General features: G+C 70.9%; 13 protein-coding genes. 5 read left to right on the forward strand and 8 right to left on the reverse strand.

The window, feature by feature from the left end; all coding sequences use genetic code 11:
- Positions 1-140: 140 nt before the first annotated feature.
- Both QRO03_RS05220 and QRO03_RS05225 read left to right on the forward strand, forming a co-directional pair.
- Positions 141-1,025 carry an ABC transporter ATP-binding protein gene (locus QRO03_RS05220; RefSeq protein WP_285136903.1) on the forward strand — a complete coding sequence of 295 codons (885 nt, stop codon included), beginning with the start codon at positions 141-143 and terminating at the stop codon, positions 1,023-1,025.
- Entirely contained in the window at positions 1,022-2,140 is a 1,119-nt protein-coding gene (locus QRO03_RS05225) for an ABC transporter permease (protein ID WP_285136473.1), read from the forward strand. Before QRO03_RS05220 ends, QRO03_RS05225 begins: the two co-directional genes overlap by 4 nt.
- Before the next feature lie 82 nt (positions 2,141-2,222).
- On the opposite strand, the gene QRO03_RS05230 is transcribed toward QRO03_RS05225, so the two are convergent.
- Genes QRO03_RS05230 through QRO03_RS05240 form a run of 3 tightly spaced genes read right to left on the reverse strand, consistent with a single transcriptional unit; the run spans position 2,223 to position 5,179 of the window.
- Positions 2,223-2,603: a VOC family protein gene (locus QRO03_RS05230; RefSeq protein ID WP_285136474.1), complete on the reverse strand. Its 381-nt coding sequence runs from the start codon at positions 2,601-2,603 to the stop codon at positions 2,223-2,225.
- 24 nt (positions 2,604-2,627) lie between these two features.
- Complete coding sequence (locus QRO03_RS05235; protein ID WP_285136475.1) at positions 2,628-3,377, reverse strand: hypothetical protein; 750 nt, start codon at positions 3,375-3,377, stop codon at positions 2,628-2,630.
- A 20-nt stretch (positions 3,378-3,397) separates the two neighbouring features.
- Positions 3,398-5,179 carry a glycoside hydrolase family 15 protein gene (locus QRO03_RS05240; protein ID WP_285136476.1) on the reverse strand — a complete coding sequence of 594 codons (1,782 nt, stop codon included), beginning with the start codon at positions 5,177-5,179 and terminating at the stop codon, positions 3,398-3,400.
- Between the two features lie 290 nt (positions 5,180-5,469).
- Here QRO03_RS05240 and QRO03_RS05245 point away from each other — a divergent pair, with 290 nt between their 5' ends.
- A complete protein-coding gene (locus QRO03_RS05245) occupies positions 5,470-6,831 on the forward strand; it encodes a glucose-6-phosphate dehydrogenase (protein WP_285136477.1) in 1,362 nt (453 codons plus the stop codon).
- Between the two features lie 261 nt (positions 6,832-7,092).
- A complete protein-coding gene (locus QRO03_RS05250; RefSeq protein WP_285136478.1) occupies positions 7,093-7,677 on the forward strand; it encodes a nitroreductase family protein in 585 nt (194 codons plus the stop codon).
- A gap of 156 nt (positions 7,678-7,833) precedes the next feature.
- On the opposite strand, the gene rraA is transcribed toward QRO03_RS05250, so the two are convergent.
- From rraA to QRO03_RS05265, 3 genes are all read right to left on the reverse strand, one after another.
- Positions 7,834-8,301: a ribonuclease E activity regulator RraA gene (gene rraA / locus QRO03_RS05255; RefSeq protein ID WP_285136479.1), complete on the reverse strand. Its 468-nt coding sequence runs from the start codon at positions 8,299-8,301 to the stop codon at positions 7,834-7,836.
- Positions 8,302-8,458: 157 nt separating this feature from the next.
- Entirely contained in the window at positions 8,459-10,663 is a 2,205-nt protein-coding gene (locus QRO03_RS05260; protein WP_285136480.1) for an ATP-dependent Clp protease ATP-binding subunit, read from the reverse strand.
- 426 nt (positions 10,664-11,089) lie between these two features.
- Entirely contained in the window at positions 11,090-12,148 is a 1,059-nt protein-coding gene (locus QRO03_RS05265; RefSeq protein WP_285136481.1) for a GlxA family transcriptional regulator, read from the reverse strand.
- Between the two features lie 88 nt (positions 12,149-12,236).
- Here QRO03_RS05265 and QRO03_RS05270 point away from each other — a divergent pair, with 88 nt between their 5' ends.
- Positions 12,237-12,494 (forward strand): hypothetical protein, encoded by a 258-nt coding sequence (locus QRO03_RS05270; protein ID WP_285136482.1) that lies wholly within the window; start codon positions 12,237-12,239, stop codon positions 12,492-12,494.
- Between the two features lie 301 nt (positions 12,495-12,795).
- Here QRO03_RS05270 and QRO03_RS05275 read toward each other — a convergent pair whose 3' ends face one another.
- Complete coding sequence (locus QRO03_RS05275; protein ID WP_285136483.1) at positions 12,796-14,109, reverse strand: glycosyltransferase; 1,314 nt, start codon at positions 14,107-14,109, stop codon at positions 12,796-12,798.
- Between the two features lie 4 nt (positions 14,110-14,113).
- The gene (locus QRO03_RS05280; RefSeq protein ID WP_285136904.1) at positions 14,114-15,319 is read right to left on the reverse strand and encodes a glycosyltransferase; all 1,206 of its coding nucleotides are present in this window, start codon (positions 15,317-15,319) and stop codon (positions 14,114-14,116) included.
- Between the last annotated feature and the right edge of the window lie 214 nt (positions 15,320-15,533).

A 15,533-nucleotide genomic window follows, 5' to 3' on the forward strand; every position in this document is an offset into this window, starting at 1 on the left:
ATCGGGCGCTACGACGGCTGATCTCCGGAGTTCGGCCCGCCGCCTCCCCCGCTCGGCGGATGCCGGAACCCCACCCGGGGTGGAGGCGCCGCGGCATCCGGATGCCTAGCGTGGGAGACATCGAGAAGAAGGGATGCATCGTGCTCGATCTGAACGGCATCACCAAGAGCTACGGCGGACGCCGCGTGCTCGACGACGTGAGCTTCGCCATCGCCCCCGGGCGGCTGACGGGCTTCGTCGGCGGCAACGGCGCCGGCAAGACCACCACCATGCGCATCGCGCTCGGCGTGCTCGCCAAGGACGCGGGCACGGTCGCGCTGAACGGCGCCCCGGTCACCACCGCGGACCGCCGCCGCTTCGGCTACATGCCGGAGGAGCGCGGGCTGTATCCGAAGATGAAGGTCGCCGAGCACATCGCCTACCTCGCGCGTCTGCACGGCTTCGGCAAGGCCGAGGCGACGACGAAGGCCACGGTGCTGCTGGAGCGCCTCGGGCTCGGGGAGCGCCTCGGCGACCTCGTCGAGACGCTGTCGCTCGGTAACCAGCAGCGCGCGCAGATCGCGGCCTCCCTCGTGCACGAGCCCGAGGTGCTGATCCTCGACGAGCCGTTCTCGGGCCTCGACCCCCTCGCCGTCGACGTCGTGGCCGGCGTGCTGCAAGAGAAGGCGGCCGCGGGAGCGGCGGTGCTGTTCTCCTCCCACCAGCTCGACGTCGTCGAGCGGCTCTGCGACGACCTCGTGATCATCGCCGGCGGCACCATCCGCGCCGCCGGTACCCGCGACGAACTCCGCGCCCAGCACGCGACGCATCGCTACGAGCTGGTCTCGGGCGGCGACGCCGGATGGGTGCGCGACGAACCCGGCGTCACCGTCCTCGACTTCGACGGCGGATACGCCCTGTTCGACGCGGCGGATGACACCACCGCGCAGCGCATCCTGCGCGGAGCCGTCGCGCGCGGCGACGTCGCCAGCTTCGCCCCGCAGAAACCGTCCCTCGCCGAGATCTTCAAGGAGGTCATCCAGTGAGCACCACCACTCCTCCCGCGCGTCGAACGCCCGGCGAGCTGCAGAGCATCTGGCTCGTCGCCGAGCGTGAGATCGGATCGAAGCTGCGCAGCAAGGCCTTCGTCATCTCGACCGCCATCCTCATCGTCGCCGCCCTCGCCTCCGTCGTCTGGGGTGGTTTCTCGGCGAACAACGCGATGGGAAGCGGCATCCCGGTCGCCGTCACCTCGCAGACGCAGAGCGCGGTGTCGGGAGTCAGCGGCCTCGAGGTGACCGTGTCCGACAGCGACGACGCCGCGCGCGCCCTCGTCGAGGACGGAACGGTGGATGCCGCCCTGGTCTCGGGCTCATCGGATGCCGCGTTCGACTACACCGTCGTGGTGAAGGACGACGTGCCCGCAACGCTCCTGCAGATGCTCAGCGAGACCCCGCCGGTGCAGATGATCGATCCGGGCGCGGGAGCGGCCGACGCGCTGCGATATCTGATCGCGCTGGGCTTCGGGATCGTGTTCCTCATCGCCGCATCGACCTTCGGAGGCACGATCGCGCAGAGCGTCGTGGAGGAGAAGCAGACCCGCGTGGTCGAGATCCTCATCTCGGCGATCCCCGTGCGGGCCCTGCTGGCCGGGAAGGTCCTGGGCAACACGATCCTCGCGATGGCGCAGATCGTGCTGCTCGCGGCGGTCGCGGTGGTCGGGCTCGCCGTCACGGGACAGGCGGGGGTGCTCGATGCGCTCGGCGCCCCCATCGCCTGGTTCGCGATCTTCTTCCTGTTCGGCTTCGTGCTGCTGGCCTCGCTGTTCGCCGCGGCGGCGGCGATGGTGTCGCGTCAGGAAGACATCGGGGCGACCACGACCCCCATCACGATGCTGATCATGGCGCCGTACTTCCTGGTCATCTTCTTCAACGACAACCCCGTCGTGCTGACGATCATGTCGTACGTGCCGTTCTCGGCGCCGGTCGGGATGCCGCTGCGCATGTACCTCGGTGACGCGCAGTGGTGGGAGCCCGTGCTGTCGTTGCTGGTGCTGATGGCCGCGTGCGTGCTGGCGATCGGTCTCGCGGCGCGCATCTACCGCAACTCGCTCCTGCGCATGGGCGCGCGCGTGAAGCTCGCGGAGGCGCTGAAGGGCTGAGCCCTGGCGCCGTGGTCCGGATCACGGACCTCGTCACGGAAGGGGATGGATGCCGGGCCACCGGCATCCATCCCCTCTTCCGTCACTCCTCGAGGACGGCCAGCACGTTGCCGGCCGGGTCGCGGAACCAGGCGATGAGCGGTCCGCCCTCGCGCATGATGCCGCGGGAGTCCGTCGGGAAGTTCGCGTCGTCGTAGATCTTCGTGTCGACGCCGCGGGAGCGCAGGTCGTCGACGGCGGCCTCGACGTCGGCGACGGGGAAATTCAGCACCGTGAACGAGGCGGGCTCGTGGTGCGGCTTGCCGTAGATCAAGACGCGACCGCCCGAGCCCAAGTGCAGGGTGAGGAACCCCGAGCCCTCGAGCACCTCCACCCGGAGCCCGAGGGTCTCGGCGTAGAAGTGATGGGCGGCGTCGAGGTCGTCGACCGCGAGGCCCGAGTAGGCACCGTCGGAATGGAACATGGCTTTCTCCTTCGTTATCGCGCGTTATCGCGCCACGTAGGCCGTGACGCTCTCGGACAGGCGGATGGGGATGCCGTCGATCTCGGAGTCGTCGCGGTCGCCGATCGCGACCGTGAGACCGTCGTCGACGCCGAAGACCGCGGCGCCCTCCTGGGTACCGCTCGCGCAACCGGCCGACCACGGCCGGTCGTCGATCGCGGTGAACGTGATGATGCACCGGCCGTCGCCGCCCGCGGGCTGGGCGAAGAAGATGCGGAAGTTGCTGACGGTGGCGATGTAGCGGGTGCTGCCGGAGTCGATCGCGCTGTCGCGGAGCACATCGGCGGGGATGGCGTCTTCGATGGTCTGCGGGAAGGTCAGCTCGGGGTACATCGCCGCGGCGGGGTCCACGGTGGCGGCGGGGTCGGCGGGCATCGACGCGGTCGCGGCCGAGCCGACCGCGAATCCGACGCCGAGGAGGGCGATCGCCCCGACGGCGGTGAGCACCCCGCGAAGGACGGGTCGCGAGGAGGAGGCGCCGTCCGCGGAGGCAGAAGCGTCCGCGGGGGCGCCGCCGTCTGCGGGATCACCGCTGTCTCCCGGGCCGTCGATGCCCTCCGACTCGGCGGGCGCCCGGGTCGAGAGCGTGGATGCGGGCGGGTCGACGACTCCGACGGTCGGCCGGACGCGGTCTTCGAGCTCGGCGAGCCGCTCGATCATCGCGGGTGTCGCGGGCGCACCTCCGGCGCCGTACACGCGTTCGCGCAGGCGTCGCAGTTCGACGTCGTCGTCCATGCGAAGACTCTAGGCCGGGCTCAATCGTCGTGGCGGGGGGCCGTGGCATCCAGGGCATCGGCGGCGCCCACCAAGGCCAGGTGCGAGAGCGCCTGCGGAGTGTTGCCCGCCTGCCGCCCCGTGGTGGGGTCGTACTCCTCCGACAGCAGTCCCAGGTCGTTGGCCACCGCGGTGAGCCTCTCCATAAGGTGCACCGCCTCGTCGCGCCGGCCGGTGTGGGCGTACTGCCCGACGAGCCAGAAGGAGCACGCGAGGAACGGATGCTCGTCGCCCGTCAGTCCGTCGACCCCGGTCGTGCGATAGCGCAGCAGCCAGCCGTCGGGCATGAGCGTCTCTTCCATGCGGGCGACGGTGGCCAGCATGCGCGGATCGTCGTAGGCGCAGAACCCCACCTGGGGCAGCACGAGCAGCGACGCGTCGACCTCGTCGGTGTCGAAGTGCTGCGTGAACCAGCCGCCCTCGTGGACACCCCGCTCGTCGATGTCGGCGCGTACGCGATCGCGCAGCGTGCGCCAGCTGTCGACCTCGCCGTCGTGTCCGCCGGTCTCGACGGCCCGGATGCCGCGGTCGAACGCCGCCCAGACCATCGCCCGTGAGTGCGTGAAGAAGTGCGCGTCGCCCCGCATCTCCCAGATGCCGAGGTCGGGTTTCTCGACCTCGGTCGCGAGCTGGTCGAGCAGTGCGCGCTGCAGTGCCCACGAGAAGCGGGTCTCTTCGACGCCGGCGTCGCGGGCCGCTTCGAGCGCCACCATCACCTCGCCGATGACGTCGGCCTGGTACTGGTCGACGGCGCCGTTGCCGATGCGCACCGGGGCCGCTCCCCCGTAACCCGGCAGGTCGATCAGCTCGCGTTCGGGCAGGTCGCGCTCGCCCGCGATGCCGTACATGATCTGCACGTCGGCCGGGTCGCCGGCGATCGCGCGCAGCAGCCACGCGCGCCAGTGCTGCGCGGCATCCAGGTATCCGTGGTCGATGTAGGCGCTCAGGGTGAGCGCGGCGTCGCGGAGCCAGACGTAGCGGTAGTCCCAGTTGCGGGAGCCGCCGAAGGCCTCGGGGAGAGAGGTGGTCGCCGCCGCGACGATGCCGCCGGTCTCGGAGTGCGTGAGCGCGCGCAACACCATGAGCGAGCGGGTGACGAGCGCGGTGTGGGTTCCGGTGGACTGCACGCGGTCGGCCCACGCGGCCCACCACTCGCGCGTGCGCTCGAGCGCGGCCTCCACGTCGAACGGGGCGGGGGCGTCTTTCCACGACGGACCCCACGACAGCACCGAATCGACGCTCTGCCCGGTCGCGGTCGTCCATCGGCCGCGGTGCGCGGTGTCGGCCGCGATCAGACGGGGGCCGCGGATCGTGACGGCGTCGGGACCGGCGACGGCGAGGATGACGTGTTCGCCGCCGTGGCCGACCTGCCGCACCCACGGCACCGCGCGCGCGTAATCGAAGCGCAGGCGCACCTCGCTGACGAAGTCGACGTGACCCGACACCCCGACCACGCGCCGCATCACGGCGTCGACGCCCTCGTCGATGGGCATCGCGTCGTAGACGTCGGCGATCCCGGTCGCCGTCTCCCACCGCGTGACGAGCACGAAGGTGTCGCCGTCGTACCGCCGGGTGGACCGCGCCTCGGGATCGGCCGGGCGCAGCGACCACGCGCCGTGCGACTCGTCGCCGAGCAGGGCGGCGAACATCGACCCGCTGTCGTAGCGCGGAAGGCACAACCAGTCGATGCGGCCGTCGCGGGACACCAGCGCGGCGGAGCGGCAGTTGCTGAGGACGGCGTAATCCTCGATCGGAGTGGTCACCCTCGGATCATGGCAGAGGGCGCCGACATCGTGGCCGAGAGTCGGGGATGGACTTCCCCGGCCGCGTGCGAGGGTTTCGCGGGCGCGGGCGCGGGCGCGGGGGCGCCGGGGCGCCGGGGGCGCCGGGGGCGCCGGGGGCGCCGGGAGCGCCGCCCGTGGCGCGACGCGGACGCCGCGGGGCCACGGCCGGCGCCGTGCGCGGCCCGCGAAGCAGGACGTCGCGCTAGTGGCATCCATGGGCTCGCTGCAAGCGGCGCACCGGTGTCGGAGGGGAGCGCTACGGTGGCCGCATGGCCGCGGACACCACCCTCATCATCCTGGGCGCCTCGGGCGACCTCACGTCTCGACTGCTCCTGCCCGCCCTCGGCCAACTGCTGACGCGCGAACCCGGCCGGTCGGTCCGGCTGCACGGTGCGGGCATGGAGGACTGGACCGACGAGCACTGGCGCGAGGTCGTGCGCACGGCCTTCCAGACGATGGATGCCGAAGGCGCGTTCGCCGCGATCTCGGAGACCACCTACTCGCAGGCCGACATCACCAAGCCCGCCGATCTGCAGAAACTGCTCGACGACGCCGAGGGCCGCCCCGCCCTTTACTTCGCGGTGCCCCCGGCCGTCACCGAGAAGTCGTGCCTCGCTCTCAGCGACGTGACCATTCGGGAGGGCACGGTCCTCGCCCTCGAGAAGCCCTTCGGCACCGACGAGGCCAGCGCCCACCGGCTCAATCAGCAGCTGGCGAAGCTCGTGCCCGAAGACCAGGTGTTCCGCATCGACCACTTCCTCGGGCGTTCGACCGTGCTCAACCTGCTGGGCGCCCGCTTCGCCAACCGCCTGCTCGAGAGCGTCTGGTCGGCCGACGACATCGGCTCGGTCGACATCGACTACCCCGAGCCTCTGGGGCTCGAGGGCCGCGCGGGCTACTACGACGGTGCCGGCGCTCTGGTCGACATGATCCAGAGTCACCTGCTGCAGGTCATGGCGTTCGTCACGATGGAGCCCCCGGCATCCCTCAATCAGCTCGATCTGCGCGACGCCACCTCGGCGGTGCTGCGCGCCACGCACGTGCGCGACGACGACCCCGTGCGCAACTCGCGCCGCGCCCGGTACACCGCCGGCGATGTCGGCGACCGTCATTTCTCGTCGTACGTCGACGAGCCGGGAGTCGACGCGGCCCGTGGCACCGAGACTCTCGCCGAGATGACGGTGGAGGTGCGAAACGCCCGGTGGCAGGGCGTTCCCATCACCCTGCGCTCCGGCAAGGCGCTCAGCTCCGGCCATCGGGCCGTCACCGTCACCTTCAAGCCCGTGCGACACCTCCCCGGCGGCTTCGTCGGCGAGAGCGAGCCGTCCGAGCTCGTGTTCTCGCTCGGGCCCGACACCATGAGCCTCGGCCTCAACGTCAACGGCGCCGACGACCCCCTCGAGCTCGAGCGCGTGACACTTGCGGCAGACCTCGGCGAGGGTGCGCTCAAGGCCTACGGCGAAGTGCTCTCCGGCATCCTCGACGGCGATGCGATGCTCGCCGTCCGCGGCGACGCGGCCGAGCAGTGCTGGCGCATCGTGCAGCCGGTCATCGATGCCTGGCGCGCGAACGAGGTGCCCCTCGACGAGTACCCGGCGGGCTCGGCCGGGCCGGCGTCGTGGAGCGAATGATGCGGATGCCGAGCGCCTGACCGGTCCGCCGCGCCGCGGTCGTCGCGGCCCGGGGACACCACCGGCGGCAGCTCGGTGCCGGGGCGTGGTCGACACGTCGTGAATCGGCGATCCGCGCGGGTCTTTGTCGCGACGAGCTCCCCCTCCCGCCCGCGCGGACCCCGACGCACGGCGTCACGGGGGAACATCTCGCGCGCGATGCGCGTTCACTGGTTCGGGTCAACGGCGTCCCGGTTCCGTCATCCGTCCTCAGGAGTACCCATGTCTCTCGTTCTCGACCGCACCGCCCCCACCGACGCCCCGATCCTCGACGTCCTCGCCGAGCGCTGGAGCACCCGCGTCTTCGACCCCGAGACGCCCATCGACGAGTCGGCGCTGCGCTCCGCGCTCGAGGCCGCCCGCTGGGCGCCGTCGGGCATGAACTTCCAGCCGTGGCGCTTCATCGTCGCCCGCCGCGGCACCGCCGCCCACTCCAAGCTCGTCGCCGCGCTCATGGGCTTCAACCGGGCCTGGGCCCCGGACGCCGGCGCCCTCGTCGTCGTGCTCGCCGAGACCGAGACCGAGGACGGCGAAGCCCGCACGTGGGCGCAGTACGACAGCGGTCAGGCCGCGGCCCACTTCACCGTTCAGGCGCATGCCGAGGGTCTCGCCACCCACCAGATGGGCGGTTTCGTCGCCGACGACCTGCGCGAGGCCTTCGACGTCGACGCTCGTTTCCTCCCGGTCACCGTCATCGCGGTCGGCTCGCTCGGCGACATCGATTCGGCCGAAGAGGGCCTGCGCGAGCGCGAGCTCGCTCCCCGCCAGCGCCGCACGGTCGAGGAGTCGCTGCTCGTCGACGACTGAGCCGCCGGCATCCCTCTCGAGAGACGCCATCCTCGGGGAGAAGCGCTGATGCGCCGTGTCTCCCCGGGGGTGGCGTTCCTCGTGTGCACAGGCGAGACGGATGCCGCTCCCTCGGCCCCCGGGTGAGCGGGGCGTTCGCGAGCTGTCGCGGTCCGGTCAGCGCTCGACCAGCACCCCGTCGGCATCCGCCCACACGCGCCGACCCGGCGTGAAGACGACACCCGCGATCGTCACCGGCACGTCGACGTCGCCGACGCCGTCCTTCGCGCTCTTGCGCGGGTTGGAGCCCAGCGCCTTGACCCCGAGCGGCAGCTCTGCGAGGGCGACGCGGTCGCGGATCGCCCCGTTGACGATGATCCCCGCCCAGCCGTTCTCGACCGCCGACGCCGCGATCATGTCGCCGACGAGCGCGGACTCGAGCGAACCTGCGCCGTCGACCACCAGCACCGCGCCCGCGCCGGGCGTGGCCAGGACTTGCTTCACCAGGGCGTTGTCGCGGTGGCACCGCACCGTTCGCACCGGCCCGTCGAAGGCGGTGCGTCCGCCCAGGTCGATCAGCGGGAGCGAGAGCGAGTCGAGCTCGTCACCGCGCTCGTCGTACAGGTCGGCCGTCGCGATCGTCATGCCGCCAGGGTAACGGCGAGCGGGGGCGTCCCGGGATGCGCCGATCCGTCCGAACACGATCCACGAGGCGGATCTGCACCTTCGAGGTGTCGCCGGCCCGCGCGCTTGAAAGCGGGGATGCCACGCGCCGCGCGGCGACCCCGCTCCGCCGTCGCGATCACTCGACGATCTCGGCCTCGATCACGTCGTCGCCGGAATCGTCGCCCGACTCCTGCGCGGGACCCGCGCTGACCAGCATCAGCGAGTCCGCGTCGCTGGCGACGTCGACCCGCACGACGTCGCCGTCGCGGACCGTCCCGGCGAGGATCGCCATCGCGAGACGGTTCTGGATCTCGGTCTGGATGAGGCGGCGCAGGGGCCGGGCGCCGTACACCGGGTCGTAGCCGCGCTCGGCGAGCCACGACCGCGCGTCGGGCGTGACCGCGAGGGTCAGCCGGCGTTCGCGGAGACGCTTGTGCAGTGCGTCGACGGCCAGCTCGACGATCTGGGCGAGGTCGTCCTGGCTCAACGCCTGGAAGATCACGATGTCGTCGAGACGGTTCACGAACTCGGGTTTGAAGGCCTGGCGCACCAGCGCCTGAACCTGGTGCGTCTTGGCATCCATCGACAGCGTCGGATCGATCAGGATCGGCGAGCCGAGGTTGGAGGTCAGGATCAGGATGACGTTCGTGAAGTCGACCGTGCGACCCTGACCGTCGGTGAGGCGACCGTCGTCCATGACCTGCAGGAGCACGTCGAACACCTCGGGGTGCGCCTTCTCGACCTCGTCCAGCAGCACCACGCTGTAGGGGCGGCGGCGCACGGCCTCGGTCAGCTGTCCGCCCTGCTCGTAGCCGATGTACCCCGGAGGGGCACCGACCAGCCGCGAGACGGAGTGCTTCTCGCCGTACTCCGACATGTCGATGCGCACCATGGCGTGCTCGTCGTCGAAGAGGAAGTCGGCGAGCGACTTGGCCAACTCCGTCTTGCCGACACCGGTGGGGCCGAGGAACAGGAACGAGCCGACGGGCCGGTTCGGGTCGCTGATCCCCGCGCGCGAGCGACGGACGGCGTCGGACACCGCCTTCACGGCATCCCGCTGTCCGATCAGGCGTCTGCCGAGCTCACGCTCGAGGTGCAGCAGCTTCTCGGTCTCGCCCTGCAGCAGACGCCCGACCGGAATGCCCGTCCACGCGGCGATGACGGCCGCGATGTCTTCGTCGGTGACCTGGTCGTTGACCATGCGGTCTCCCGCGGGCTCCTCGCGCTCGGCGAGCATGAGCTCGCGCTCCAGCGCCGGGATCTCGGCGTACAGCAACCGGGACGCGCGCTCGAGGTTTCCTTCGCGCTGTGCGCGCTCGGCATCCACTCGGGCGGCGTCGAGACGGGTCTTGAGGTCGCCGACGCGGTTGAGCGAGGCGCGCTCGCGCTCCCACCGGGCCTGCAGTTCGTCGAGCTTGGCCTGCTCGGCGGCGAGGGATTCGCGGAGAGCTGCGAGGCGCTCCTTCGAGGCGGCGTCCTTCTCTTTCTTCAGGGCGAGCTCTTCGAGCTTGAGCCGGTCGACGTGGCGGCGCAGCTCGTCGATCTCGAGCGGGGCGGAGTCGATCTCCATGCGCAGGCGCGACGCCGCTTCGTCGATCAGGTCGATGGCTTTGTCGGGCAGCTGGCGAGACGGGATGTACCTGTTCGACAGGGATGCCGCGGCGACCAGCGCCGCGTCGGCGATCGCGACCTTGTGGTGCGCCTCGTAGCGCTCCTTGAGGCCGCGAAGGATCGCGACGGTGTCCTCGACCGTGGGTTCGCCGACGTAGACCTGCTGGAAGCGGCGTTCGAGGGCGGCATCCTTCTCGATGAACTCGCGGTACTCGTCGAGCGTGGTCGCGCCGATGAGCCGCAGTTCACCGCGGGCCAGCATGGGCTTGAGCATGTTGGACGCGGCGACCGAACCCTCACCGCCGCCCGCGCCCATCAGCACGTGCAGCTCGTCGATGAAGGTGATCACGCGCCCGTCTGACTCGGTGATCTCTTTGAGCACGCTCTTCAGGCGTTCCTCGAACTGACCGCGGTACATCGCGCCGGCGACCAGCGCCGAGATGTCGAGGGCGACCAGCTCTTTGTTCTTCAGGCTCTCGGCGACGTCGCCGGCGACGATGCGCTGGGCGAGGCCCTCGACGACGGCGGTCTTGCCGACGCCGGGCTCGCCGATGAGGACGGGGTTGTTCTTGGTGCGCCGGGTGAGCACCTGGCTGACGCGGCGGATCTCGCCGTCGCGCCCGATCACGGGGTCGAGCTTGCCCTGACGGGCCCGGTCGGTGAGGTTGATGCCGAACTGCTCGAGGGCGCTGCGCGCGTCCTCCTGCCCCGGCTGTTGCGTGGCGTTCATTGGGTCTCCTGAAAGTGTGCCGCTTCACTCAAACTTGAGTTGCGTTGACTCAAGTTTAGCATTTGCCTTCGTTCAGGACAACGGATGCCGCGGACTCCACGCCGAAATCGACCCTGCGCGGCGTCGGGCGCGCCGCTCGGCGGGCTGGGCAGGGGACGCGTCGCTCGAGATCACGCGCCGTGGACGAGATCACCCGCTTTGCGGTGTGATCTCGGCGTGATCACGTGATCTCGGGCACCGCCGACGCGGGGAGCGCGGAGCCCGGCCGCCAAGCCCGCGCGTCGCGCTCGCACACCCTGTGTGCGCCGTGCGCGCAGGGAGTGCCGCGCAGGCGCCGAGTTCACGCGATCTGGACGAGATCACACATCCTGCGGTGTGACGTCGGCGTGATCACGTGATCTCGGCACCCCACTCGCGGCAGGACCATTAGGCAGGGACCGGCTCCGCGGCAGCAGCGGCCCGCGCAGCGAACGCCGTCGTGGACACCGCCACCGGAACCTCCGGGGAGGCAGCGGGGGATGCCGCAGCGTCGTCACCCGCGCAGGAGAACCGCGCGCGATACGCGGTGGGGGTCAGGCCCATCACCCGGGCGAAGTTCTGCCGGAGCACCGCCGCCGAGCCGAAGCCGCACTCCGACGCGATCCGGTCGAGCCCGAGGTCGGTCTCTTCGAGAAGTCGCTGCGCGTGGAGCAGGCGCTGGCGGGCGAGCCAGGCCGCCGGGGTCGCGCCCAGATCCGCTTTGAACCGCCGGGCGAAGGTCCGCGGAGACATGTGCGCACGCGCTGCCAACCGGTCGACCGAGAGCTCGGCATCCAGGTTCTGGAGCATCCACTCGGTCACCGGAGCGAGCGACAGCGACGAGTCGATCGGGATCGGCGAGGCGATGAACTGCGCCTGCCCGCCGTCGCGCTGCGGCGCGACGACCATACGCCGGGCGATGCGGTTGGTGAGCTCGGAGCCGAGCTCCTGGCGCAGCAGGTGGAGGCACGCGTCGAGTCCGGCGGCCGTTCCCGCACTCGTGATGATGTTGCCCGACTGCACGTACAGCACGTCGGGATCGACCTCTATCGCCGGGTACATCCGCGCCATGACGTCGGCGTACCGCCAGTGCGTCGTCGCGCGCTTTCCGTCGAGCACCCCGGATGCCGCGATCACGAACGACCCGCTGCACACACTCAACAGCCACGCTCCCCGCGCGTGCGCGGCGCGGACCAGCTCGATCACGCGCGGATCGACGGTGCCCCACTGCTCGCGGGGGATGGGTGCGAGCACGAGGATGTCGGCGTCGCCTGCCGCCTCGAGACCGAGCTCGACGTTGACCGAGAAGCCGATGTTCGAGGGGACGACCCCGGGATCGGGCGCGACGATGCGGAAGTCGAAGTTCGGAATGCCGTCGTCGCTGCGGTCGAGGCCGAAGGCTTCGCAGGCGAGGCCGAACTCGAACGGGGCGAAGCCCGGCTGGATGACGACGGCGACCGAGCGCATGCGGAACCTCCGATGTGGCAGAAATGTATCGATTGACGTCCATCATGCCACTCGTGGGCACCATTCCTCTACCCGTAGCTTTTCTGCCATGGCTTACCTCATCGCACTCGGCATCCTGTCCCTCGTCGGCGTCGTCGGGACCGTGTGGCTCGTCCGCACCGACGGTTACGCCCGCATCCCTACCGACCCCTCGCGCGTCGCCCCCGAATCGCGGGCGACGACCCGATCGCGGTCGAGCCTGCCCGCGGCGGCGCCGGCGGTCGAAGCCGCTCGGCCGACCGTGTACGTCACCCCTGCTTCGGTGTCGCCGACGACAACGCCGCTTCGCATCGTCGCGGCGGACTGAGCGGGACGCTCACGCTCCCACGCTCCGCGGCACGATGCACCGGTCAGCGACCGGCAGCTGGCGCCCTCCCGCTCCACGGCGGCTACGCGGGGTCAGCTACCGGCCGAGACCCGCTGACGCGCGGCTCTCGCGCACCCGCTGACGCGGGGCTGTCGCCCCCCGTCACGCGGGACTCTGCTCGCAGACTCGCGCCTTGCTCGCAGGTTCCCGCACGAAATCTGCGAGGAAGGCGCCGTTCTGCGAGAACCCGTCACCGCCGACCCGCCTCCCGACCGGCCCGACCGCAGGCACGCTGCGCCGGTCAGCGACCGGCCGACACTGCCCGCTCGTACACGGCGATCATCGCGGCGGTGCGGGACGACTGCCGGAACCGCTCGGCGATCGAGGGGTCGGGGCGCACGGCCGACCCCGCGGCGATGTCGTGAGCCGCGTGGCGGAGGGTTTCGGCGAGGGCCGACACCGTGGCATCCGGAACGGTCCACGTTCCCGAGCCCAGCTCGGCCGCGATGTCGGGGTCGCTGATCACGGCGGGGGTGCCGAGCGACGCGGCCTCGAAGACGGTCATGCCCTGCGTCTCGAAACCGATCGAGGTCTGCACCACGGCGTCGGCGTCGGCGAGTCGCCGGAGCGTTTCGGCGTAGGGCAGCCGGCCCGAGAAGACGATGGATGCCGCGGGCGCGAGCCGCTCCACCGCGCGCCGTGCGGCGCGCAGCTGCGCACCACCGCCGATGATCTCGACCTCGGCGTCGATCCCCGACACCGCGACCGCCTCGAGGAAGGGCAGCAGGCGCTTCTCGGGGCTCATGCGGCCGAGCCAGACGAAGCGGGGGCGGCCCGGGCGACGCTCGACGTGGCCGTCGGCAAGGGCGGCGTCGAGGACGTCGTCGTCGATGCCGTTCCAGATGACGTCGACCGCCTCGGAGACCCCGTGCCGCTCGAGGCGACGGGCGAAGTGACCGGAGGGGGCGGTGACCGCGCGCGACAACCGCGCGAGACGGCGGAGGTAGGCCCAGCCGTCTGCTGCAGAGGGTGGTTCTGCGCCCGCGCTCTCGGCGTCCGTCGACGCGCGGGCGGTCGAGGCACCGCGCGCTCGGAGCGGAGGCGGCTCGGACTGCCCCGCCGGTGAGGCGTAACCGCGAGGATCGCGCCGAGCGGCGGTCGTCCCCCGCAGAGCCCGCCGCGCCCAGGCGTTCAGCGCCCTCAGCACGACCCGGGGGAACGGCGCGGTCGCCTCGATCCCGACGTCGACGCGGTTGTGCATCGTGTGAACGACCGGCAGGCCGTGCCGTGCCGCGTAGCGGTGTCCGATGAACGCGCCCCAGAAATCCGCCTGCACATGCACGACGTCGGCCGGCAGGCGCGCGCCCATCTCGGCATCCACGAAACGGTCGGTGCGGGCGCCGGGCCAGGTGAGCGCGTACTCGCGGTCGGGGGTGATCGCGAGGGAGGGCAGATCGAGATAGCCCGGGTCGTGGGGAGCGTCGCGGTGCAGCCGGGGCGCCACCACGGTCACGACGTGACCCGCGCGCTCGAGGAACCGCTTCTGCAGCCGCATCGAGACCTGCGCACCACCGAGGGACTCGAGGTGCTGGTCGGCGAACATCACGACGTGCACGCGACTACGCCGGCAGCGGTCGACCGCGGTAGAGCGCCTCGAACGTGTCGAGCGTGCGGGTGATGTCGTGCACGATCACCCCGTCGAGCGACGCCTGCTGCATCCGCCGACGTTCGTCGGGGTCGGCCGCGAGCACGTCGGTCAACCGGGCGGCGAGCTCTTCGGCGTTTCCAGGCTCGAACAAGTAGCCGTTCTCGCCATCGTGCACGAGGTGAGGGAGAGCGACCGCATTCGCGGCGACGATCGGGAGACCGGATGCCATGGCCTCCATCGTCGCGATCGACTGGAGTTCCGCGATCGAGGCGATGGCGAAGACCGACGCGCGCGAGTAGAGCGCACGCAGGTCTTCTTCGGACGTGTGTCCGTGGAAGACCACGCGGCGCGCGAGCCCGAGCTGCGCGGCGAGCTGCTCGAGGTTGCGGCGCTGGTCGCCCTCACCGACGATGTCGAAGGTCACGTCGAGGGCGGGATCGAGCATGGTCATCGCGCGCAGGACGACGTTGATGCCCTTCTCGGTGGTGAGGCGCCCGACGAACAGGATGCGGTTCGCGTCGCGCGGCCCGAGGTCGGGCGTGTAGTTCGAGCGGTCGATACCGCAGGAGATCGGTACAACGCCCTCGATGCCGATCGTCGATTGCAGGAAATCGGCGGCCCGGCGCGTGGGCGTCGTGACGGCGCGGGTCATGCCGAAGGTGCGCTTGGCATCCGCCCACGCCAGCTTGAGCATGAGGCGGTCGAGGAAGTCGGGGAGCGTCGTGAAGTCGAGGATGTTCTCGGGCATGACGTGGTTGGTGGCGATCACCGGGATGCCGCGCTTGCGCGCCTCGCGAACGAGGCCTCGGCCGATGATGATGTGCGACTGGATGTGCACGACGTCAGGCCGGATCTGATCGAGCATGAGTCGCGCGTAGTGCTTCGCTCGCCAGGGCCACACGAACGTGAGCCAATCGTGCGGAAGGAAGCGGTGCGACGGAAGCCGATGCAGCGTCATCGGCTGCCCCTCGATGACCTCGGTCGCAGTACCGGCGTGACCGCGGCCGATGCTGGGCGCGGCCACGTGCACGTCGTGTCCTCGAGAGACGAGCCCGGCGGCGAGGCGTTCGGCGAAGCGGGCGGCTCCGTTGACGTGTGGCAGGAACGTGTCGGCTCCTATGAGGACCGTCAGTGGGCGGTCTTCGACGTCGTCGGCCTGAGTGGATGCGGGTTCCACCGAGATGGGCGATGAGGGTGTGGGATGCACCGGAGCGCCGGGCGCGAGATGATCGGCGGGCGTCGCAGAACTGGTCACAGGTGGTGAGGCCTATCTATGCGGCGGACGGGTCGCACGGTGCGGGTCATGCGCTCGTCCACTGTACCCGAGCGGCTTTTCCTCCCCGGGGGGGGGGCTCCACAGGTGCCGGGGACGGCGCGTGGTCGGAGAGGGC

The sequence above is a fragment of the Microbacterium sp. lyk4-40-TSB-66 genome, from assembly GCF_030209475.1.
GTDB lineage: Bacteria > Actinomycetota > Actinomycetes > Actinomycetales > Microbacteriaceae > Microbacterium.